This is a genomic window from Halosimplex rarum (assembly GCF_047715405.1).
Taxonomy (GTDB): domain Archaea; phylum Halobacteriota; class Halobacteria; order Halobacteriales; family Haloarculaceae; genus Halosimplex; species Halosimplex rarum.
In genome coordinates this window covers 1,192,201-1,215,780 of sequence record NZ_CP180412.1, presented here as the reverse complement: position 1 = coordinate 1,215,780, position 23,580 = coordinate 1,192,201, and the positions used below count along the sequence as shown (strand labels likewise).

16 protein-coding genes are annotated in these 23,580 nt (G+C 64.9%); 11 read left to right on the top strand and 5 right to left on the bottom strand.

The window, feature by feature from the left end; translation table 11 throughout:
- Positions 1 to 249: 249 nt before the first annotated feature.
- From ACMGFH_RS05945 to thsA, 10 genes are all read left to right on the top strand, one after another.
- Positions 250 to 1,257 (top strand): DUF4129 domain-containing protein, encoded by a 1,008-nt coding sequence (locus ACMGFH_RS05945; RefSeq protein ID WP_415381910.1) that lies wholly within the window; start codon positions 250 to 252, stop codon positions 1,255 to 1,257.
- Positions 1,247 to 3,265 carry a DUF58 domain-containing protein gene (locus ACMGFH_RS05940; protein ID WP_415381909.1) on the top strand — a complete coding sequence of 673 codons (2,019 nt, stop codon included), beginning with the start codon at positions 1,247 to 1,249 and terminating at the stop codon, positions 3,263 to 3,265. The genes ACMGFH_RS05945 and ACMGFH_RS05940 overlap by 11 nt, the downstream gene beginning before the upstream one ends.
- Positions 3,266 to 3,796, top strand: coding sequence for a hypothetical protein (locus tag ACMGFH_RS05935; RefSeq protein WP_415381908.1), 531 nt, complete (start codon positions 3,266 to 3,268; stop codon positions 3,794 to 3,796).
- A 91-nt stretch (positions 3,797 to 3,887) separates the two neighbouring features.
- Entirely contained in the window at positions 3,888 to 4,862 is a 975-nt protein-coding gene (locus ACMGFH_RS05930; RefSeq protein ID WP_415381907.1) for an AAA family ATPase, read from the top strand.
- Between the two features lie 19 nt (positions 4,863 to 4,881).
- Positions 4,882 to 5,604 carry a hypothetical protein gene (locus ACMGFH_RS05925; protein WP_415381906.1) on the top strand — a complete coding sequence of 241 codons (723 nt, stop codon included), beginning with the start codon at positions 4,882 to 4,884 and terminating at the stop codon, positions 5,602 to 5,604.
- Positions 5,605 to 5,642: 38 nt separating this feature from the next.
- On the top strand, positions 5,643 to 6,665 hold the full coding sequence (locus tag ACMGFH_RS05920) for an ABC transporter permease (protein WP_415381904.1): 1,023 nt from the start codon (positions 5,643 to 5,645) through the stop codon (positions 6,663 to 6,665).
- A gap of 2 nt (positions 6,666 to 6,667) precedes the next feature.
- Entirely contained in the window at positions 6,668 to 7,693 is a 1,026-nt protein-coding gene (locus ACMGFH_RS05915) for an ABC transporter permease (RefSeq protein WP_415381902.1), read from the top strand.
- A 36-nt stretch (positions 7,694 to 7,729) separates the two neighbouring features.
- Complete coding sequence (locus tag ACMGFH_RS05910) at positions 7,730 to 8,857, top strand: ABC transporter ATP-binding protein (protein ID WP_415381901.1); 1,128 nt, start codon at positions 7,730 to 7,732, stop codon at positions 8,855 to 8,857.
- A 3-nt stretch (positions 8,858 to 8,860) separates the two neighbouring features.
- Complete coding sequence (locus ACMGFH_RS05905; RefSeq protein WP_415381900.1) at positions 8,861 to 10,045, top strand: ABC transporter ATP-binding protein; 1,185 nt, start codon at positions 8,861 to 8,863, stop codon at positions 10,043 to 10,045.
- Between the two features lie 174 nt (positions 10,046 to 10,219).
- Positions 10,220 to 11,896, top strand: coding sequence for a thermosome subunit alpha (gene thsA / locus ACMGFH_RS05900; protein ID WP_415383206.1), 1,677 nt, complete (start codon positions 10,220 to 10,222; stop codon positions 11,894 to 11,896).
- Positions 11,897 to 12,270: 374 nt separating this feature from the next.
- Here thsA and ACMGFH_RS05895 read toward each other — a convergent pair whose 3' ends face one another.
- Positions 12,271 to 13,032 (bottom strand): IclR family transcriptional regulator, encoded by a 762-nt coding sequence (locus ACMGFH_RS05895; RefSeq protein WP_415381899.1) that lies wholly within the window; start codon positions 13,030 to 13,032, stop codon positions 12,271 to 12,273.
- A gap of 896 nt (positions 13,033 to 13,928) precedes the next feature.
- Complete coding sequence (locus ACMGFH_RS05890; protein ID WP_415381897.1) at positions 13,929 to 15,167, bottom strand: mandelate racemase/muconate lactonizing enzyme family protein; 1,239 nt, start codon at positions 15,165 to 15,167, stop codon at positions 13,929 to 13,931.
- A gap of 165 nt (positions 15,168 to 15,332) precedes the next feature.
- Between ACMGFH_RS05890 and ACMGFH_RS05885 the strand changes: the two genes are divergently transcribed.
- Complete coding sequence (locus tag ACMGFH_RS05885; RefSeq protein WP_415381896.1) at positions 15,333 to 16,784, top strand: aldehyde dehydrogenase family protein; 1,452 nt, start codon at positions 15,333 to 15,335, stop codon at positions 16,782 to 16,784.
- Positions 16,785 to 17,450: 666 nt separating this feature from the next.
- Here ACMGFH_RS05885 and ACMGFH_RS05880 read toward each other — a convergent pair.
- The 3 genes from ACMGFH_RS05880 to ACMGFH_RS05870 all read right to left on the bottom strand — a co-directional run bounded on the left by ACMGFH_RS05880 (position 17,451) and on the right by ACMGFH_RS05870 (position 23,474).
- Entirely contained in the window at positions 17,451 to 18,479 is a 1,029-nt protein-coding gene (locus ACMGFH_RS05880; RefSeq protein WP_415381895.1) for a tyrosine-type recombinase/integrase, read from the bottom strand.
- Complete coding sequence (locus tag ACMGFH_RS05875) at positions 18,472 to 18,909, bottom strand: DUF5805 domain-containing protein (protein ID WP_415381893.1); 438 nt, start codon at positions 18,907 to 18,909, stop codon at positions 18,472 to 18,474. The genes ACMGFH_RS05880 and ACMGFH_RS05875 overlap by 8 nt, the downstream gene beginning before the upstream one ends.
- A gap of 2,642 nt (positions 18,910 to 21,551) precedes the next feature.
- Entirely contained in the window at positions 21,552 to 23,474 is a 1,923-nt protein-coding gene (locus tag ACMGFH_RS05870) for a HAMP domain-containing protein (protein ID WP_415381892.1), read from the bottom strand.
- Positions 23,475 to 23,580 lie beyond the last annotated feature (106 nt).

Here is a 23,580-nt window from a genome sequence, read left to right as displayed (position 1 = left end):
TCCGTCAGACGACCGATCCAGGCCGAACGCGGCCGGAGACGCCGCCTCCAGACCGGTCGCGCGCTCCGGTCAGATATCGTATCTGTGACCGCCAGCGGCCTCCCGTCGGCTGCCGGTGCCAACCGTTCTCTCACACGCCGTCACGGCCGGAGAGGGCGCCCGGCTCGCGGATTTCTCGCGCCGATCGATCGGTTTCCGTGCTTCGATCAAGCGGAAAAAACATATACTGTGGATCGTACAAACCTTAGTATGGATGATTATGTGTCACAGGAAGCCCTCCGGTTCGTCGTGATCGGGCTCGTCGCGATGGCCGCTATCGCGGTCGGGGCCGCGACGATCACGGCGACCGTGGACACGGGGGCTCCCGGTGGTGGGGAAGCGCCGCAGAACCCGGGGGAGAGCCCCCAGAACAACCAGGGTGGAGGCGGCGGTGACAGCTCCGGCGGCGGCGGCAATCCCATAAATCGGAGCAACGAGGACCCCGGCAACAAGGCGGTCCAGTACACCACGTGCATCGAACCGCTCTCGAACTGGTACGGCGGCCTGGCGTACTTCGGCGCGGCCGCCATGCTGGTCTACCTGGTCAAGCGCCGCTACTCGTTCGGCGCCGCGTTCCTCGGCCTGTACGCGATCGCGCCGCCGGTCCTGCTCGGCTACTTCCTCGGGACCGACTGCGCCACCGTCGGCGGACCCGGCCTGGGCGACGGCGGTCGGGGTGCCATCGCCAACGGCACCCAGTCGCCGGTCGCCTCGATTGACATCCCGCCGGCCGTCATCCTCGGCGTCTTCGGCGTCGTCCTCGTGGCGACGGCCGCCGTCCTGATGCGCGCGTCCGGCGACCAGGACATCACCACGATGGAACCCGAGGAGGCCGACGAAGGGTCCGGGGCCGACGTCATGGACCTAGCGGCCGCGGCGGGTCGCGCGGCCGACCGCCTCGAAAAGCACAACGCGGACGTGGACAACGAGGTCTACCGCGCGTGGTGGGAGATGACGAGCATGCTCGACGTCCCGAACCCCGACAGCGCGACGCCCGGCGAGTTCGCCGACGCCGCCGTCGACGTCGGCCTCGGCGAGGACGACGTCCGCGAGCTGACCCGCCTGTTCGAGGAGGTCCGCTACGGCGAGCGCGACGCCGAGAGCCGCGAGCAGCTCGCCATCGACGTCTTCCGGAACATCGAAGCGGAGTACGGAGGCTCGGGCGGACGGAGTTCCGACGTCGGTGCCGACGGCACGGAGGGCGACGATGGATATTGAGGAGGTCCTCAACCGGCTGCTGATCGCCATCGGCGCGCTCCTGTTCGTGGGCGCGGTGGCGCTCATCGTCGCCCCGGGCGCCGGTAGCGCGCTCCCCTTCGGCAACGAGGTCATCTTCGTCATCGGCGCGCTCGGCGCCGTGACGGGCTTCGGGGTCGTCCGCCGCCGCCTCAAGGGCGAGATCGAAGAGACGGTCACGCCCGATCCCGAGCGCCCCGCCGGCAACCCGATGCCCGGCGAGGACGTCGACCGGATGCTCTACGAGATGACCCACCTGCGGCAGGGAGTCAACGAGAACCGCGAACACCTCGAAGACCGCCTGGAGAACCTCGCCGTTGCGGTCATCCGGAACCGCGAGGACTGCTCGGTCGAGGAGGCCCGGCGGATCCTGAACGCCGGCGAGTGGACGGACAACGAGCAGGCGGCGGCGTTCTTCGAGGGCGAGCGGACCGCGGCCGAGGAGGCCGGTCTCTCGCAGTCGCTACTGTCGGGCACCGACGACGTGGCCGCCTTCGAGACCCAGTTCCGCGAGACCGTCGAGGAACTCATTCGGGTCGGCGACGTCGACGTGAGCCACACGGTCGAGGTGGACACCGAGGACGACCGCTCGTTCGTCGACCGCTTGCTCGGTCGCTCCGGCGACGACGACGACGAAGACGACGGCGTCGAGTCGAACTGGAACGAGGCCAACTCCTCGATCCCGACGTTCCAGACGAGCGAGCCCTTCGAGGACGTGTCCCTCCAGCACACGAACCGCTGGCTCGGCGTGACGGCGTTCGCGCTCGTCGCGGTCGGCATCGGGACGATCACCTTCAATCCGGGACTCATGCTCGCCGGGACGGTCGGCGTCGCGTACACAATCTACGCGCGGGTCTCGGCGGTGCCCCGGACGGAGGGGCTGGTCGTCGAGCGCGAGTTCGACACCGACGAGCCCGAGCCGGGCGACCTCGTCGAGGTGACGCTCACGGTGCGCAACGAGAGCGGCTCGATGCTGCCCGACCTGCGACTGATCGACGCCGTGCCCGATGCGTTCGTCGTCACCGACGGCGTCCCGCGGCTGCACACCGCGCTACAGGCCGGCGCGCAGGCGCAGATCGAGTACACCGTCCGCGTCGAGCGCGGCGAGTACGAGTGGCCACTGCTGGTCGTCGCCCGGGACTTCAGCGGCGGCGTCGAGCGGACCTCGCTCGTCACGCCCGACGCGGGGATGCGCATCGTCCCGCCGCTGCGGGTCACCAACGACGTGCCGGTGCGGGCCCAGACGACCCAGTACGCCGGCGACGTCGACACCAAGCAGGGCGGGTCGGGCCTGGAGTTCTACTCCGTGCGCGACTACCGCCCCGGCGACCCGATGAACCGCATCAACTGGAAGCAGGTCGCGAGCACGGGCGAACTCGCGACGATCGACTTCCGCCAGGAGAAGGCCGCGACGGTCACCATCCTGTTCGACACCCGCCAGAGCGCGTACATCTCGGCGGGCCCCGACGAACCGCACGCCGTCGACCACTCGGTCCACGCCGCCAGCGACGTGTTCGGCGCGCTGTACGACCAGGGTAACCTCGTCGGCGTCGCCGCCTTCGACACGGTGCCCTGTTGGTACGCCCCCGGCGCGGGGAGCGAACACCTGGAGAACGCCCGCGTGCTGTTCGCCCAGCACCCGGCGCTGTCGCCCCGGCCGCCGGAGCGCCAGGACCACGAGAGCCAGTACATCGACCCGATGACGCACGTGCGCCGGCGCCTGCCGAGCACGTCGCAGATCTTCCTCTTTTCGCCGCTGGCGGACGACTACGCGGCGGAAGTGGCGCGCAGGCTCGACTCCGAGGGCCACCTGGTCACCGTCATCAGTCCGGACGTGACCGTCGACGAGACGGTCGGCCAGCGGCTCACGCGCATCGAACGGACGGCGCGGGTCCGGTATCTCCGCGAACGGGGCATCCGCGTGCTCGACTGGGACCCCGGCGAGCGGCTCTCGCTCGAGATCCAGAAGGCACAGACGAGGTGGGCGTAAATGAGCTACGAGACAGACAGCGACACGGGAGCGGTCGAGGTAACGCACGCACCGGCGCGGTTCAGCAGCATCCTCTCGGTGGCCGCAGCGCTACTCGCGGTCGTCGTCACCGGCCTGTTCGCGCCGCTGTCGGCGCCGATCGGGCTGTTCGGGCTGGCAGGCGTCGCCGCGGGACTGTTCGTCTTCGAGTCCGAGCGGCTGACGATCGCGGGGACGGCCATCGTCTTCGTCGGCGTCATCGCCTGCGGCTTCTTCTCCAGCGTCCCGGAGATCGTGCTGTTCGCCACCCTGGCGACCATCGTCTCGTTCGACCTCGGGTCGAACGCGTTCAGCGTGGGCCGCCAGCTCTCCGAACAGACCGACACCCAGCGCGGCGAGTCCGTCCACGCGGCGGCGACCATCTTCGTCGGCGTCGTCGCGGCGGGCATCGCCTACGGGATCTACCTCGTGCCCTCCGGCGGGCTCACGATCCCGGCCCTGGCCCTGCTGTTGCTGGCCGCGCTGTTCCTGATCTGGTCGATCCGGCAGTAACCGGACGAATCGGTCGTTCGGTCAGTTTTTCTCGGGGACGGAACGCTCTTACACCGTCAGTATTAAGAGGAGAAGCACGGGCTATCTTACCATGGCACAGACCGACCTATCCATCCAGGAGGCCAGTGACGAGTTGGATGCCGTGATCGACGAGATACAGTCGTCGGTCATCATCGACGAGGAGTTCCTGGAGACCGTGCTTGTGGGGTTGCTTTCGAAGGGGCACGTCCTGCTCGAAGACGTTCCCGGGACGGGGAAGACGCTGACGGCGAACAGTTTCGCCACGGCGCTGGGACTGTCGTTCTCCCGCATCCAGTTCACGCCGGACCTGCTCCCGAACGACGTCACGGGGACGTACATCTACAACGAGCAGGAGGGTGAGTTCGAGTTCAACAAGGGTCCTATCTTCGCCAACATCGTCCTGGCTGACGAGATCAACCGCGCGCCGCCGAAGACGCAGGCGGCGCTGCTGGAGGCCATGGGCGAGGGGCAGGTGACGACGGAGGGTGACACCCGGCAGCTGCCCGAGCCGTTTTTCGTGATCGCGACGCAGAACCCCGTCGAGCAGGAGGGGACCTTCCCGCTGCCCGAGGCGCAGATCGACCGGTTCAACGTCAAGTCCTCCATCGGCTACCCCGACGTCGACGGCGAGGTCGAACTGCTCCGGCGCCGCAACGACCGGACGTCGACGACGCCGACCGTCGGGCAGGTGCTCGACCACCAGCGGGTCATGGACCTGCAGGCGGTGCCCGACACGGTCACCGTCACCGAGGACATGCTGGAGTACATCGCGGCCGTCTCGCGAGCGACCCGCGAGGACCACCGGGTCGAGACCGGGATGAGCCCCCGCGGGACCCAGCGCCTCTACGAGACCGCACGCGCGCAGGCGGTCATCGAGGGTCGCAACTACGTGACGCCCGACGACGTCAAGACCGTCTCCCAGCCCGTCATCGCCCACCGAATGGGCCTGACGGCGGAGTCACAGGTCAACGACGTCGACAAGTCGGAGATCGTCGACGACGTCCTCGAAGAGATCCCGGTCCCGACCATCGAGGCGCCGGCCTAATCCACTCCGGAGGACTACAATGGGAGTTTCAAACGCGGTTCGGAATCCGGGGTCGTACCTCAGCAGGACGCTGGGGCTGTACCGGTCGCTACTGGTAGACCCGGAGGGGTTCTACGACGAGTACATCGGGACGCGCGGGCTCAAGTCCGAGCTCGCGCTCGTGCTGGTCGTCGGGGTCGTCGGTGCGGTGGGGAACTATCTCGTCCTGCAGGAACTGATCGCCCAGATCGACGGCATCCAGGCCGTGGTCGTCAACCAGGACGTCAGGTTCCAGCTCCAGCAGCGCGTGCTCGAACCGCTGATCGGCGCGTTCCTCGTGTGGATCTGGTACGGCGTGGGGATGTACGCGGTCGCCTGGCTCTACACGACCATCGGGACGACGTACCTCGCGATGAAGCGAGCGGCCTGGGCGCTGGTCCCGGTCCTGATCGCGAACCTCATTCACACCGCGGCGATGGCGTACTACTCGGTCACGATGGAGATCGCCCCGGGGGACGTCAACCCCTCGTCGCGACTCGCCGGCGACGTCGCGCAGGCCATCTGGTCGCAGGCGGCTGGCGAGATGGTCGTCCTCGCGGCCACGCTCGCGGGCGTGCTGTTCGCCCTGTGGGCCGGCTACATCGGTGCGTACGCCATCAAGGACGTGCGTGACCTGACAGTCGACGAGGCGTACAAAGTGGCCGCGGTCCCGGCCGCCGGATACGCCTTGTACATCGTCTACAGCGCGGTCACCGCGCTCTGACGGAAGTATTAAGAGATTGTGAGACACCAACACACACTATGAACTATTACATACGTCGGTTCGTGCAAGCGATCGTGACGTTCGTCCTGGGGATGTTCATCACGTTCGCGTTGTATCGACTCGTTCCGGGTGGGCCGGTGCAGGCGCTCATGGCCGACCGCGTCGAACAGATGCGGGAGCAAGGCGACACGGTCGACCAACAGGAACTCGCCCAGATGGCCGAGCAACTAACGGGGATCAACCCCGACAAACCGATCCCGATCTCGTTCTACGAGTGGCTTCGGGACATCGTCCTGTACCAGGACTTCGGCGAGTCGATCATGTTCCAGGACCCCGTCTTCGACATCCTCTTCCGCGGGATGCCGTGGTCGATCTTCCTGAGCGTGTACGGCCTCCTGTTCGGGTTCACGGCGACCATCGCGGTCGGGGTCTTCATGGCCTGGCACGAGGGGACGAAGATCGACTCCGGGCTGACCGTGTTCGTGCTCGTCATGCGGTCGATCCCCTACTACGTGGCCGCCATCGTGATGCTCTCGGTGCTGGCCTTCCAGTGGGGCATCTTCCCGACTGGCGGGCGAGCGCCCCCGGCGGCCGACCCCGGGTTCAACCTCGAGTTCATGATCGGGGTGGCCCAGCACGCGGCGCTGCCGATACTGTCGAACTTCATCGTCGGCTTCGCCGGCGGGGCCATCGGGATGCGGGCGCTGTCGGTCCGCGTCATCGGCGCGGATTACCTGCGCTCGGCGCGGCTGCGCGGGCTCAGCACGAACCGCATCCTCAGCCGCTACCTGACCCGAAACTCGATCCTCCCCATCTACACCGGCTTCATGCTCGGCATTTCGGGAATGTTCAGCTCGAACGTCATCACCGAGCGCATCTTCCAGTACCACGGGGTGGGCTGGTTCATGCTCGAAGCGGCGACGAATCAGGACTACCCGCTCGTGATGGCCGCGTTCGTGTTCTTCTCGGGGATCACGGTGACGGCCATCCTGGTCGCTGACCTCACCTACGGGCTCATCGACCCGCGAGCCGGGACCGGCGCGACGAGGGAGAGCTACTAACGATGTCCGAGAAAACGCCGAAAAGCGACGGAGGCGTGACGCAGGAAAGCATCTTCGGCACCGACGAGGAGGTCGAGCGCCGGCGGACGCCGCCGGCCGAGCGCGCCCGGCGCGCGTTCGACTTCTACGTCGCGACGCCGTTCCGGGTCGCCTGGGGCGACTGGCGGACCCGCATCGGCGGCGCCGGCGTCCTCTTCTACCTGCTTCTGGGGACGGTCGGCGTCTGGCTGACGCCGCCGCCACAGATCAACGAGGGTCCGTACTACCTCAAGCCGTTTGTCGACTGGACGATGCCGCTCGGAACGGACAGCATGGGGCGGGGCGTCTTCAAGACGCTCGTCCACTCGACGCCCGCGATGATGCAGATGGCGCTGGCGGGGGTCGTCTTCTCCGTCGGCGTCGCGGTCCTCGTCGGCATGATAGCCGGCTACAAGGGCGGCGTCATCGACACGATGCTGATGACGATGGCCGACGTGTTCATCACGCTCCCGGGCCTGCCGCTCATCATCGTCCTCGCGGCGATCTTCTCGCCGGAGAACCCGTTCATCGTCGGGACGATCATCGCGATCGACCAGTGGCCCGGCCTCGCGAGGATGTTGCGCTCACAGGTGCTTGCATTACGCGACGAGGACTTCGTCGAGGCGGCCCGTTCCATCGGGCTCTCGACGCCGACCATCGTCGGGCAGGAACTCGTCCCGAAGGTGGCGCCGTTCGTGCTCATCTCGGCGGCGGGCGCGGCGGTGGCGGTCATCTTCCAGTCGGTCGCGCTGTACTTCATCGGCGTGCTCCCCTTCAGCTCGTTCAACTGGGGCGTCATGATGCAGATGGCCTACCGACAGGGGAACGCGATCGCGGCGCCCGGGCGGGCGGGCCACTGGATGTTCTTCCCGCTACTGGCGATTTCGGGGATGAGCTTCTCGCTCATCCTCTTCTCGCAGGGGCTGGACCGCGTGTTCAACCCCCGGCTGCTCGCCCGCCACTCGGAGACGGTGCCGGAAGACGAACAGGAAGACGCGGGTGGTCTCTGATGTGCGGACCCACCCGACGGTCGGAGGTGAACTGACATGGCTATCGGACAACAGAACCAGTCGACGGACGACGGCGACGATGCCGACGAGGACATCGTCATGGACGTACGGAACGCGCGGGTGCAGTTCGGGATGAACCGCGGGCAAGCGTGGGTGCTCAACGACGTCGACCTGTCGATCCGGCGCGAGGAGATCCTCGCCATCGTCGGCGAGTCCGGGTCGGGCAAGTCGATGTTCGCCGCGGCCCTGATGGACGCGGTCGAGGACCCCGGTCACCTCTCGGGCGACGTCACCTACTACCCGCGCGAGTCGGACGAGAGCGCCACGCCGACAACCGACCAGATCGGCGACTACGACGCCGTCGGCGACGACTCGGTGGACGTGCTGGAGATGAGCGACGGCGAACTGCAGTCGTTCCGCTGGGAGGAGGTCTCGATGGTGTTCCAGGGCGCGATGAACTCGTTCAACCCCACGATGAAGATCAAGGGGCACTTCCACGAGACCATCCAGGCCCACAACGCGGTCCTCGAAGAGCGTATGGACCACGTCTACGACCTCTTCGAGGCGCTGCACCTCGACCCCGACCGCGTGATGAACTCGTACCCGCACGAGCTCTCCGGCGGCATGAAACAGCGCGCGCTCATCGCGCTCGCGCTGGTGCTCGAACCGGAAGTGCTCGTGATGGACGAGCCGACGGCGGCGCTCGACCTGCTCATGCAGCGGTCCATCATTTCGATGCTCCGCGAGTTGCGCGACGAGTTCGAGTTGACCATCGTGTTCATCACGCACGACCTGCCGCTTGTCGCCGGCCTCTCGGACCGCATCGGCGTCATGTACGCCTTCGAGTTCATCGAGGTCGGCGAGACCCGGTCGCTACTGAAAGACGCTGCACACCCGTACACGCGCGCGCTCCTGCGCTCGGTGCCGAGCATCGACTCGGACATCGACTCGATGAAGCCCATCGAAGGGGCGCGGCCGGACCCGGTGAACATCCCGACCGGCTGTTCGTTCCACCCGCGGTGTCCGATCGCGGACGACCGGTGTGAGATCGAGGACCCGGACCTCGTGACGGTCGACGAGGACCACGAGGCGGCGTGTTTCTACACGGACCAGGCGCGCGGCGAACTGGAGTACTCGCTCGATCACGGGGCGAGGGAGGAGTAACCCATGAGCACAGACGAACCCACGGCGGACGACGTCACGCCCGACGAGGCCTCGGGCGAGGAGTCGACGGTCGAACAGCGCGGCGAACCCGTCCTCTCGGTCGAGGACGTGAACGTCCACTACAAGCCCGGCGGCATCGTCAAGCGCGCGCTGACCGACAAGAAGGTCCGCGCGGTCGACGGCGTCAGCTTCGACCTCTACGAGAACGACATCGTCGTCCTCGTCGGCGAGTCCGGCTGCGGGAAGACCACGCTCGGGAAGACGGCGGTCGGCCTGGAGAAACCCACCGAGGGGACGGTCTCCTATCGCGGTCAGGACATCTGGCAAGCGAAGGAGAATCCCCGGGAGGCGGAGACGGAGTTCACGGAGATCCGCCGGGCGATGCAGATCATCCACCAGGACCCGGCCAACGCGCTGAACTCTTCGCGACGCGTCAAGGCGATCCTCTCCGACCCGCTGAAGAAGTGGCGGACGGAGCTGGGTCCCAAGGAGCGCGAGGACACCATCTACCGGTTCCTGGAGTACGTGGACATGATGCCCCCGGAGGACTACGCCGAGCGGTACCCACACCAGCTCTCGGGCGGCGAGAAACAGCGCGTCGCGCTCGGTCGCGCGCTGCTGATGAACCCGGACGTCATCCTCGCCGACGAGGCCATCTCCGCGCTGGACGTGAGCCTCCGCGTCGGGATGATGGACCTCATCCTCGACCTGCAGGAGACGTTCGACACCTCCTACATCTTCATCAGCCACGACCTGGCGAACGCGCGGTATCTCGCCAAGCGCGCCGGCGGCCGGATCGCCATCATGTACCTCGGCGAGATCGTCGAGATCGGCCCGCCCGAGGAGATCCTGAACAACCCGACGCACCCGTACACGAAGGTACTCAAGTGGTCGACGCCGACCGTCGACCCGGACCTGGCCAGGGAGCGCATCCAGGAGGACCCGCCGGTCCGCGAAGTCGACGTGCCCGACCCCGAGGATCCCCCCTCGGGCTGCAAGTTCCACACGCGCTGTCCGGAGGCCCGCGAGGTCTGCACGCGGGAGGAACCGGGGCTGTACGACACGGCGGGCGAGTCCGACGCCGCCTGCTTCCGCGCGCTCGAAACGCACGAGTACTGGAACAGCGCCGAACTCGCCGGCCCCGACGACGAGTACGGCGCCGAGTCCGAGTCCAACTTCGGCGACTGAGTCGTCACCTGCTGTTCCGTTTTTCCGCAGATTCCGCGCGATAACACACCGAGACGTCCCGCAGTGGAGCGATTCGCGACCCGCGACTCTCCGCTCGCGTCGCGAGGGAGAGGACGTTCGGAAAGCAAATCTTATTTCCGCCAGACGCGGTTGTGAGCACACATGGCACGACAGATGGCCGACGGACCCATGGTGGTCCTCTCCGACGAATCGCAGCGCACGTCGGGCGAGGATGCCCGGTCGATGAACCTCGAGGCGGGGCGAGCAGTCGCGGAGACGATCCGCACGACGCTCGGACCCCGCGGGATGGACAAGATGCTCGTCGACCAGGGCGGCAACGTCGTCGTCACGAACGACGGCGTGACGCTCCTCGAAGAGATGGACGTCGACCACCCGGCAGCAGACATGATCATCGACGTAGCGACGACCCAGGAAGCCGAGGTCGGCGACGGGACGACCTCCGCCGTGATCCTCGCGGGCGCGCTCCTCTCGAACGCGGAGGACCTGCTCGAACAGGACATCCACCCGACTTCGATCGTCGCTGGCTACCGCCACGCGGCCGAGACGGTCCTCGACGTGTTCGAGGACATGGCGACCGAGGTCGACCCCGACGACGAGGAGGTCCTCAAGCAGGTCGCCGGCACCGCGATGACCGGCAAGGGCGCCGAGACGGCGAAGGAACTGCTCTCGTCCATGGTCGTCTCCGCGGTCCAGGGCGCCGTCCGTGACGACGGCACCGTCGACCAGGACTCGGTCGTCGTGCGCCAGTTCTACGGCGCCTCGATCGACGACTCGGAGTTCGTCGACGGCGTCCTCTTCGACATCGAGCCGGTCAACCAGAACATGGCGCGCGAGCACGAGGACGCGAACGTCCTCATCTACGAGGGTTCCATCGAGGTCTCGGAGACGGAGGTCGGCGCCGAGGCGACGGTCGGCAACATGGACGAACTGCAGGGCTTCGTCGAGCGCGAGCAGTCCGAGCTCGCCGACATGGTCGACCGCATCGCCGCGACGGGCGCGGACATCGTCCTCGCCGACGGCGGCATCGACGAGTTCGCCGCCGAGCGCCTCGCGAAGGAGGGCATCACGGCCTACCGCCGCGTCGACGACGACAAGCGCGAGCGCCTCGCGCAGGCCACCGGCGCCACGCGCGTCGGCGACCTCGACACGGTCTCCGAGGACGACCTGGGCTTCGCCGGCAGCGTCAGCGAGCGCGTCATCCGCGACGTGACCGTCCGCCGGCAGGCCGACCACGAGAGCACGACCATCTTCAGCGACCTCCCCACGGAGGGCGTCGGGACGATCCTGCTCCGCGGCGGTACCGAGCACGTCCTCGACGAGGTCGAGCGCGCCGTCGTCGACAGCGTCGGCGTCGTCTCCGCGGCCATCGAGGACGGCTACGTCCTGCCCGGCGGCGGCGCCCCGGAGATCGAGGCGTCGCTCGCCCTGCGCGAGGAGGCCGACTCCGTCGAGGGCCGCGAGCAGCTGGCCGTCGAGGCCTTCGCCGAGGCCTTCGAGGACGGCCCTCGCACGCTCGCGGAGAACGCGGGCCACGACGCCATCGACGCGCTGGTCGACATGACCGCGCGCCACGACGCGGGCGACGTGAACGTCGGCATCGACGCCGACACAGGCGAACTCGTCGAGATGTTCGAGGACGGCGTCGTCGAGCCGCTGCGCGTGAAGACGACGGCCGTCGACTCCGCGGTCGACGCGGCGACGATGATCATCCGCATCGACGACGTCATCTCCGCCGGTGACCTCTCCGTCGGCGACGACGAGGAAGAGGAGGCCGGCGGCCCGCCCGGCGGCGGCATGGGCGGCATGGGTGGCATGGGCGGCGCGATGTAGGCTAGGCGACGAGCAACTCACTTCGAACGTTTTCTCTCCGCACTTCGGTTTTATCGCCGCAGGGCTGGCGACCCGTGGAATGTGGTTTCGGTTCCGCGCGCCTGCTGAGCGTGGACGTTCGTTCTTTCAGTAGCGTAGTCTCACGAGATTGGATCTCCGACTCAGACTTCAGCATCCGCCGAGCGGAGCGAGGCGGTTCACTCTCAGAGCGAATTTCTGACGAGCCCGCGGTCGTTCGCGGTGCTCACTCCCGCGGACACCGAATCCGAGCGGAGCGAGGATTCGGCCTTTTTCACCCATGTTTTTGCGTTCGGGGGTTCCCGCAGCGAGGCCGAAGGCCGAGCGAGGAAACCCCCAGCGGAAAAACATGGGTTCTAGGAGTAGTTGTGCTCCAGTTCGACGACGTTCGCTGCACCGAGCACGGCCTGCCTGAGGTCGTCGTAGAAGCGGTCGTCGTCGACACGGTGGACCGGACAGGAGACGCTGATGGCGGCGATAGCGCGGTCGTCGTCGTCCGTGATGGGCGCCGCGACGCAGCGCAGGCCGTTGAGCCGTTCCTCCTCGTCGATGGCGTAGCCCTGGTCGTTGATCTCGGCGAGTTCGTCGAAGAACGCGTCCCTGTCGGTGATAGTGTGCTCGGTCTCGGAGGGCATACCGCGCTCGTCGAGGATTTCGGCGACCTCCTCGTCCGGGCGGAAGCCGAGGATGGCCTTGCCGAGGCCGGTGCAGTGGAGGCGAACGCGCTTGCCCTCGTAGGTGTCGAGTTCGACCGCGTTCTCTCCTTGCGACTGGTAGAGGTAGATGCCCGTCCCGTTTTTCTCCACGAGTAGATTGACGAGTTCGCCCGTCTCGTCGGCGAGGTTGTCGACTTCCTTGTGGGCGGCGTCGAAGATCTCGTTGCGCTGGCGGGCGTACGCGCCGAGACCGAGGAAGGCGAGTCCGATGTGGTACTCGTCGCCTTCCTTGACGACGTACTCCCGGTTCGCGAGGGTGTTGAGGTGGTTGTGAACGGCGCTTTTCCCCACGTCGACCCGTTCGGCGATCTCCGAGACGCCCGCCCCGTCCAGCTCCTGTATTATCTCGACTATCTGTAACGTCCTGTCGACAGTCGTGACTGGATGCTTCGGCTGTTCCATACCCGAGTATCCACAGCGGATCACTTACCTGTTCTGTTCGAGGGAATCTCGTTCTCAGGCCGGAAACTGCGACCGTGTTCCTGTCGGCGGGTGTCGCCCACGAATCGGCCCCCCTCGCGTATAAGTGGAATTCCCCCGATTTCCGTTTCATTTGGTGAAACCTTCCAAATTAGAATCGCGCGATTTGTAATCTGACAGCGAGGCCGTTCGGCTGTCGAGCGTGACCGGGGAGAATCACCTGATAAGTAGGTATCGGGACAGTGACTCGGCGGTCTTTCGGCTCGCGAGGTCGGAGTCCCAACCGATGCTCGGGAAGCAGCAGGTGATAGCTCGTTCGGCGTTTCGGCTCGTCGAACGAGTCGGAGAGAAGATTCGCCGGTTCGACGAGGGGTCAGGCCTCGACAGCCACCGATGGATCGGGCTCGACGAGCCTTACGCTTCGTCGAACACCGACAGACTCACTTCGTTCGTCTGTCCAGCTCGACGAACCTTACGCTTCGTCGAACACCGACAGACTCACTTCGTTCGTCTGTCCAGCTCGACGAACCTTACGCTTCGTCGAACACCGACAGACTCACTTCGTTCGTCTGTCCAGCTCGACGAACCTTACGCTTCGTCGAACACCGACAGACTCACTTCGTTCGTCTGTCCAGCTCGACGAACCTTACGCTTCGTCGAACACCGACAGACTCACTTCGTTCGTCTGTCCAGCTCGACGAACCTTACGCTTCGTCGAACACCGACAGACTCACTTCGTTCGTCTGTCCAGCTCGACGAACCTTACGCTTCGTCGAACACCGACAGACTCACTTCGTTCGTCTGTCCAGCTCGACGAACCTTACGCTTCGTCGAACACCGACAGACTCACTTCGTTCGTCTGTCCAGCTCGACGAACCTTACGCTTCGTCGAATAGGGTCTCGCCTTCGACCATGTTCGCCTCGACGGCGTCGAGGTCGAGGGTCAGGCCCAGACCGGGTTCTTCGGGGATCTCCATGTAGCCGTCCTCGATGAGGTCGTCCTCTTCGACCAGGTCTTCCCACCAGCCGAGCTCGTAGGAGTGGTACTCGACGGCCAGCGAGTTCGGGATGGCGGCTCCCAGTTGCGCGGAGGCCATCGTGCCGATGGGCGAGGAGACGTTGTGCATGGCGACGGGGATGTAGTACATGTCCGCCATCATGGCGATCTTGCGGCCCTCGCGCATGCCGCCGACGCGCGGGATGTCGGGGGCGATGATGTCGATGGCCTCGTTCTCGATGAGGTCGCGGTTGCCGTGCGTGCGGTAGACGTTCTCGCCGGTCGCCAGCGGCGTGGCGGTCGACTGGGTGACCTCGCGCTGGGCGTCGTGGTTCTCCGGCGGGACGACGTCTTCGAGCCACCAGACGTCGTACTCTTCGAGGCGCTTGGCGAGGCGCTTGGCGCTACCGGTGGCGTACGACCAGTGGCAGTCGAACGCGACGTCGGCGCGGTCGCCGACGGCCTCGGTGGTTGCCTCGACGATCTCGGCCTTGTGTTCGATCTCCGGGGCGCGCATGTGGCGGTTGGCGCGGTCCTTCTCGTGGCCAGAGGGGACGTCGAGGTCGAACTTGATCGCGTCGTAGCCCAGGTCGGAGACGACGCGGTCGGCCTCTTCCGCGCAGGCCTGCGGGTTCGCCTCGTCCTCGGTGTGCAGGTCGCAGTAGACGCGGACCTCGTCGCGGTACTTGCCGCCGAGCAGCTGGTAGGCCGGCAGGTCGACGAGCTTGCCCGCCAGGTCGTGGAGGGCGATCTCGATGCCGGAGATAGCCGAGATGGTCTTTCCGGAGATCGAGCCCTCGCCCGACATCTTCTGGATGAGGTGCTCGTAGAGGCGGTCGATGTCGAGCGGGTTCTCCCCGACGAGGAACGGCTTCATTCGCTCGATGATCGCGGTGTCGCCGCCGCCCCAGTAGGACTCGCCTGTGCCCACGACGCCGGCGTCGGTGTAGACGCGAACGAGGATCCAGGGGTAGTTGCCGTCGACCATCGTCGTCTGGACGTCGGTGATCTCGGCGTCGCGTACGCCGCCGCGTTCCTTGGAGACGCCCATCGTCTCGGCGGAGAGGTCCCGCATCGTGTACTCAGCGTTCGGGTCGCTGATCTTGTCGAAATCGACCATGACGGCTACATCTCCCGAGGTCACTGGTATAAAGTTTCCCACATCAGTCCGGGTGGGCGCGCGATCGAGATACAGTCCAACGTAGCCGCTATGGAAACTCGTAAATCGGCCCACGATATCCTGTATGGAAACTCGTAAGTGGACGCCAGACGACCGTAATATTGCATGACAGAGACCACCGACCTATACATCGACGGCGAATGGGTGTCCGCCGAGAGCGGGGACACCTTCGCGGTCGAGAATCCCGCGGATACGACGGAGACAGTCGCCGAGTACGCGAAGGGGTCCACCGAGGACGCCGAACGCGCGATCGCCGCAGCTGCGGACGCACAGGCCGACTGGGAAGCGATGCCCGCCCCGGACCGCGGCTCCATCCTCCGCGAGACGGCCAAGCTGCTGGAAGAGCAGAAAGACGAACTGACCGAGCAGCTCTCTCACGAGGAGGGCAAGACGCTCTCCGAGGCGAGCCCCGAGGTCCAGCGGGCCATCGACATCTTCTACTACTACGCCGAGAAGGCGGCCGACAACGCAGGCAACCGGAAGGGAGCGAGCGGCGGTCGGACGTCCGTCTACACGAAGCGCGAGGCGCTGGGCGTCGCCGGCCTCGTTACGCCGTGGAATTACCCCATCGCCATTCCGGCCTGGAAGATCGCCCCCGCGCTGGCGACGGGCAACACGGTCGTCATCAAGCCCGCCTCGAACGCGCCGGGCCCCGCGGCCAGCATCGTCGAGGCGCTCGAAGAAGCCGGTCTCCCGGACGGCGTCATCAACTTCGTCCCCGGTTCGGGCAGCGACGTCGGCGGCACGCTGACGTCTCACGAGGACGTCGACGCCGTCTCCTTCACTGGTAGCTCCGAGGTCGGCCACCACGTCTACGACGCGGCGACCGACAACATGGCCCGCGCCCAGGCCGAGATGGGCGGCAAGAACCCGGCCATCATCACGGACAGCGCGGACGTCGACGAGGCGGTCGACATCGTCGGCGCCGGCGCGTTCGGCGTGACCGGCCAGGCCTGTACGGCTTGCTCCCGCGCCATCGTCCACACGGACGTCTACGACGAGTTCGTCGAAGGCATCGTCGAGTACGCCGAATCCATCGATATCGGTGACGGCCGCGACGACCTCGGCATGGGCCCGCACGTCAGCCAGGGCGAACTCGAATCCACGCTGGAGTACGTCGACGTCGCTGCCAACGAGGGCGCCACCCACGAGACGGGCGGCGAGCGCCTCGAAGGCGACGAGTACGACGACGGGTACTACGTCTCCCCGGCCGTCTTCTCGGACGTCGAGCGCGACATGCGCATCTTCCAGGAAGAGGTCTTCGGCCCGGTTCTCGCCGTCACCGAAGTCGATGACTTCGACGACGCCATCGAGGCCGCCAACGACAGCCAGTTCGGTCTCTCTTCCTCGGTCGTCACGACCGACCTGAACGAGGCCCACGAGTTCATCGAGCGGACCGAAGCGGGCGTCGCGAAGGTCAACGAGAAGACGACGGGGCTCGAGCTCCACGTCCCCTTCGGCGGCGTGAAGGACTCCTCGACGAACACCTACCGCGAACAGGGCGACGCCGGTCTCGACTTCTTCACCGAGATCAAGACCGTCTACCTGAACACGTAACCGCGTCGTTCCGAAAATCGGGAGCGCACCTCCCGCTTCGCTGACTGCACACGCGCCGCTTCTCTGTCGAACACCGCGCGTTCGTCCTCTGTATTACCGGATACCTGGGTTGTCTGGTACGGTGTCTCCCTCACTACCCTTCACATATCTGATCGTATCCGAGATCTATTCTTGGCTCAGCCCCGATCCTCTGTTCAGTCTGAACGAACGCTCGTTCTAAACCTTCTCGTTCCACTGAATACCAGATCAGCGCCTACGGACAATCACGCAACAAGTTTCTCGCGATCGTTCCTGGACGGGCGTCTCACTCTTCCCAACTAATGTTCATACATATGGAACAGTGGTTTTGGAAGGTCCAGGCATAGGAAATGGGAATACGGCCCATGACAGTACTACGGCTGTAATCCCGCCGCGAAGTTCGACCTTTCGTCGGATGTCGGCCCGCACTGTACTCCACGCACCGTGGAATTCAGTGAACGAACTCGAGATGCGCTCTTGCCTTCTCATCCCACCATCGGACACGTCAGAATGCTGTCCGCCAATGTGCGATCTAGACTAGATTCAATATAGCGATATGAGGTTTATGAGTTCGACGCCGGGCAGGCGAACTGGATGGATTCCTGACACCTATGCGTCGCTGGAACCAAATCTCGGCCGAAAACGGGGTCAGAGGAGACGGTAGATGTTGGATTCGTAGACTTCGCGGACGCGGTCTCCCCAGTCGTGGGTGTAGGTATCGATGACGTCCTGTGCGACGTCGCCCCGGAGGTATTTGACGATACCCCGGTCACCGGTCCGGTCGCGGAGATGCGTGGTGAAGAAGTGCCGAAAGTAATGCGGTGTGACGTTCTCTTCGGCGCCGCCGCCGTCGCGATACCAGCCCTGTTCTCGGGCGTGGGTCTCGACCAGATGATGAACCATATCGGGCGTCAGGCGCTTCCCCCACTCGTCGGCGGTGCTCACGAACAGCGGGTCCGCTACCGCCGAGCGCGGATCGGGTCGGACCGCGAGCCACTCGACGAGTACCGACGCGAGTTCTTCGTCGACCGGGACCGTCGTCGCACGCTTTCGTTTGTTGGATGCGGTCCGGACCTGGCCGTTGTACTCGCTGTTCGCCGAGGGCGCGTCGTCGACGTACACGGAGTCTGGCTTGCCGTCCAGTTGGGGCCTGTGGTCGGTCTCGAAATCGGCGGCTGCTACGTAGAGGTCCCTGGTGTCCAGATTGCAGAGCTCTCCGGCTCGCATCCCCGTCTTGAGGAGCGTGACGACGACGGCACGGTCGAGCGGATGGCCGATATCGGCGACGAACGACCGCATCGCTGGGACAGAGATATCCCGACGGTCGGGGTCGACGTTGATCGACTCGTCGATCTCTTCGAGGACGAGCGTCATCGGGTTCTCTTCGAAGGTTCCCACTTCGCTCATGTAGCTGTAAAACCGGTGGAGGTACGAGGCGTACGTCGCGACAGTACTTTCGCCGACGGCGCCCCTGAGCTGGTGCACCCAGGCCATACAGTCCCGGTGGTTGGTTTCCGCGAGCCCGATTCCGTGTTCGTCCAGGTACGACTCGAACTCCCGGAGGACCCGTTCGTAGGCGTCCCGTGTTCGCTGCGTCTTCCCCTGGAACGTGATGTCGTCTAAGAAGTAGGCGATCGGATCCTCACTGGCCGACGAACCGCGGTCTGCCCTACTCATCGATCGTGTACCCTCCGTTGCGGCCGCTGTACGTCACGCGACCACTCGATTGGAGATCCTGGAGCGTCGATTCGAGTTCGGCCTCGATGTCGTCGGTCACCGCATCGAGGAGTTCGTCCCACGACAGATACTCGGCCGAACGCAGGACGCTGACGACCCTGTCTTCGAGGCCTGTACCCTGGGGGTCAGCGTCCGGAGAAGGGGCTGCAGGCGATTCCTCGGATTCTGATTCAGGATCGTCTGTTTCAGACACTGTCGGCCCGGTTTTCGATCCACCGAACCCACGTCGTCCGGCCTGGACCATCGTCCGGACGAACTCGCTGCGACTCATCCCCAGTTCGTCAGCGTGGTCGTCCCACTCGGATCGCTGGTAGGTCGGTACGTAGGTCCGCACCGAGACGCGCGACGTATCGACATCGCTCTCTGCCATCGAAGGCACAGTCTCACCCCGCCCCAATCAATCTATCGCCACGTTCCCGGATAAAGACCCTTATTTGTGAGTGGAGTGCTCTCCAATCCCCGTATGACATTCAATTAGGCGTGTATATGGTGTCATATTTGGCGTTATAATCAAGTTCACATCTAACTATTATACGCCCTACAAACGAACAGTTGACACTTTTTCACCAGAAGGGCGTATGTGATCTCGTTGAGAGTCCACGATCGTTCTTGGGTAGCGAGTGATTCACAGGGGCACTTCTCTCGGATTGCCGCTCGAGAACGCGCCGTGATTGACGACGTCGGCGCGTGGGCTACTGATCGACGCTGCCCGTACCTTCCGAATAGAATGGCGAATGTTGATTGTAGGCATTGCGTCTGACCCGCAAGAGCACAGTGTGGACTGCCCAGAGATGGAAACAGCGCGACGAATCGGGGCCTGTGGACTCACCCAAGACAGCTTCACGCCCCTCTACAACCGAACGTCGCATCCGCCCCCTGTGGGGGGCACTTCGCCACCGTCGGGTGCACCATTGCGTCGTCGGACGGGCGTTCGTTCGACGTGGTTCGATATCGTCCGACACCATATTCTGTTCAAGATGGGGCCTCTGCGCCTAATCAATCCGTTAGACCGGGACTACGGAACCACGACGAGACCCCCACCGATCGTCCGCCGTCACTCGTAAGCTCGCGTTACCGGATTTCCCACGGATATCGAGCGCACCGAGAAATCGCGGTCGAACTCCAGTCGAACGAGCCGAACTGAGAATCGCCGACGGGATTCACCGAACAGAGACCCGGAGACGCTTCGAACAGGGTACCGATGGCGTCCCAGTACAAGTAGAGGCGGTGATATTCGAGTCGGTACCTCTTGACGGATCGATACTGAATCGCGGATTCCCCGTGAGGCGATTTCTCGACGAGACCTCGCGGTGGCCCCTGATAAAGCGACGATGTTCTACGTCGTTTCCGGACCACACAGGCGCGATTGCAGCTGATTTGAGCGGCATCTCCGCTCAGTGGGACAATCACCGATCGACAGAAGCTGAAGGTATCTATACCGCTCTGAGCCGGCCTGCGGCGAAATCAAGGCGCTAGAGGGTCGCCTGATCTCCGTCATCAGGCACCTGTGGCAGAGATTGGCAGAGTCGAGACCGGTCGCTTTGGCAACGAACGGGACTCCCGACTGCGGGAGCCGACTCGCTTATCTCGGTTAGACCCGCTGAATACTCTGCGACCATCCACGGGATATCGGTCTCCAGCTGAGACGGTCAGCCGAGCCGACCTGCCCGGCCGTTTCGTCGACAATATAACGTGATGGTGATTGTCGAGCGATGTCCTATTCGCGACCTTGATCCCAGATGGATCGGCCGTGGATCTCACCCTGAGAAGCTTCCGACGGGACCACGAATCAGCCAAGCTCGTGTCGGCTCGAGCGGCTCTGATAGAATGGCGCTCCAGGACGTCCCCAGCGCACCGGACCTCGGACGGGAGTCGCGACGCGATGGGGATCAGTCGGGATATCGTTTCGACACAGAGCGTGGAACGGAATCCGACGATCCGATCTCACAGGGATCCGCATCCGAGACACCCCAGAGCGCGATATCGACATCTGCCACGAGTTTTGGGCCCGATAGAACGTATACTGACAGTCGGATTCGACTCCAAATCCAGCCCAACCCTCGATCACGCACAGAACCAGTTAGCTCGAAGTTTTCGTGTCACTTACCACGGTTTTCGGCTTCGAACCGTGCCCAATACCGTTCGGATAAACCACTAATCGCTATATCGAATTGCGATCTATTTGTGTTACACGGCCAATAGTGAGACACTGGAAAACGGCCGAGAAACAGCACGAGAGTCGGATTCGTGAATTCGGTCCCGGACAGGGAACAGTAAGTTGCCGGATCGGGATCGTTGCTCCAGCGTCGCGTCCGGTCTGGAAGGCCTGTTCGACAAGTCCCGATGCAGGTGCAGCGTCTCGAAACCGCACCGGCTTCAAACCGGCGTCGTCCCGTACTCAGCAAACTCGCTCCTCGTCCGTGACCCTCTGACCGAAATGTCGTATTCGTGCTGCACGTCAGCCGAACTCGTGGTCCCAACCCCCGCGTTTCTCCCGGCCGAATTCAGCGAACGAATTCCCAAGCTTCGGCCCGTTCGCCTCGCGGGATCGGTGCTCGAGCCGGATTGGTGACTCCGTCCGTCAGGGTGGAACCATCGGCACTCCGGGAAGCTCGACGTCACTGACATCGGGACTCCCGTCCACCATCGAGTCATCACTCGATCACTCGATAGTACCGATCGTCCACCCACGAACGTGCTACCGGCGGCTCCCTCTCCTGTCGACGGGCGACGCGAGACCGTGACTCCGGCCACTCACCGAACGCGGTCGAGGGCCCCGACGAGGTGCGTGGCCGAAGTCGACATCACAGCCTCGCAGGGGCCCTTCGAAGTCCCGACTGACCGGCTTGACACGAACCGAGAAAGGCCAAGGGACGTGACTGGTTCGAGGAGCCGTACAACGTGGACGGTCCCGCGTCACAGACGAGTGAGCGCCGTGCCGCGGGCTCAATGGCGACTGTCGTTCGAAAAATGCCGTCGGTCCGGTAGCCCCCGGGAAGTCGCTCCCGAGCGTTACTCGCCAGCGCCGTCACCGTCGGGACCGGGCGCGGGATCGGGACCGCCCGCGCCGGTCTGGAAGACGAACTCGTGTTCCTCCTCGGTCTCGAAGTTGTTCAGCCCGTCGCCGAGGTACTGGGCGTACCGGACCAGTTCCTCGGCGCGCGAGGACACTTCGTTCAGTTCAGCAGCCTGCTCCTCCGCGGCGCCCGCGACGTTCTCGCTCTCGGACATCGTGTCCTCCGCGAGGTCCGCGGCCTCGTCTATCATCCCGGCCACGTCGCGGATGCTGTCCAGCGAGTCGCCGAAGTCGACGCCCGGATTGTCGTCCTCGAAGTCGTCGAGCTGACTGGCGACGCCGTCCATCTCCTCGGAGATGCGCTGGAGGCGCTCTTTCTGGTCGTAGGCGTCGTCGGAGATCTTCTGGATGGAGTCTGCGACCTGCTCGCTCGCGTCGCGGACCGTCTCCGCGCTCTGCTGGACGGATCGACCGCTCTCCTCGACTTCGACGGCGAAGGTCTTCAGCTGGCCGGTCGTCATCTCCAGTTCGGTCAGCATCTCGTTGAAGTCCTTCGCGATCTGGTCCATCGCCTCGTTCTCGCCCTCGGGCTCCATCCGCTGGGTGAGGTCGCCGCGGGCACCCGCCTGCATGATCTCGGAGTACTCTTCGGCTTTCTCCTGGAGGTAGCTGCTCATCTCCATCGCCTCGGCCCGCGAGACTTCCGCCTCTTTCCGGGCCCGTTCGGCCTCGTCGATCTGCTCGCGGAGCGAGTCGCGCATCGACGCGAAGCCTCCGTAGAGCTGGCCGATGCTGTCGATCCGGCCCGACTCGATCTCGACGTCGAGGTTGCCCTCCTCCATCTCCTGAGCCTTGCCTTTCAGGCGGTCGATGGACGACGACGTGTTGTAGCCGAGCACGGCGCCGATGAACAGCATCAGCAGGACGGCGCCGCCGGTAGCGAACATCCCGAACTGCGTTACCTGCTGGACGTCGCCGAAGAGGACGTCCGTGGGCGCGTGCACGAGGGCGATCCAGGTGTCGTCGCTACCCGGGACGATGATCTGGGAGTACCCGACGGCGTACTCCTCGTCCATGACGTCGCCGTTCGTCCGACTCGAGATGACGCCGCTGGGGTCGTCCGAGAGCGAGAGCGCGCGGTCGACGGTGCGCTGGTCGCCGTAGTTACCGAGCGTTTCGTCGTCCGACGCGTCGTAATCGGCGGTGACTCCTTTCTCGTCGATCTGAATGGAGCCGGTCTCGTTGACGACCATCGTGAACCCGCCATCGGCTCGGTCGTGCCCCTGGAGATCGCCGGCGATGTTGGTCGTTCCAACCTCGACGAGGAGATACCGGTCCGAAGTGCCGTTGACCGGGCTGGCGAGTCCGACCACCGGACTCCCGCTGTTCGACGGGCGGTAGACGTTCGACACCGCCACGTCGTTGACCCCGCCGAAATCGTGACCCATGAACCAGGATCGCTGGGTGCCCGCGAGCGAGTTCCCCCTCTGCGAGCCCGTGCTGGCGACGAACGTGTAGCCGCTGACGGTCCGCTGGACGAGGTGCATCGCGCTCACGTCGCCGGTCATCACGTCCGCCATCTGCGACTGCAGCGCTTCGGACATCCGCGACCGGTCCTGGCCGGCGAAGGCCGGGGAACTCGACGCCAGCCGCGTCGACAGACGATTGCTCTCGAGCCACTGTTCGACGAGATTCGATTCCTGTACCGCCAGGCCGCTGTACTCGCTCTCAGTCTGGTTGCGCGTGTGATCACTGAACTGCTGGGTGCCGACGAGCCCCACGGCGCCGATGGCGAGGCCCATCACCAGCAGCACGATGAGGAACTTCAGCGCGAACCGCTTCCTGACGAAGTCCGGGACGATAGTCCGAACGATCCCCATCAGGCCACCGCCACCGCCACTGCCGTCTTCACCGCTCATCGTTCCACGCCCCGTTCCGTATCTCGGTCGTCGTCCTGTCTCCGAGTCGCTTCCACCCTGGGCAGCACCACGGATCTACTGTCCGTTTCGTCTACATTACCCCAAT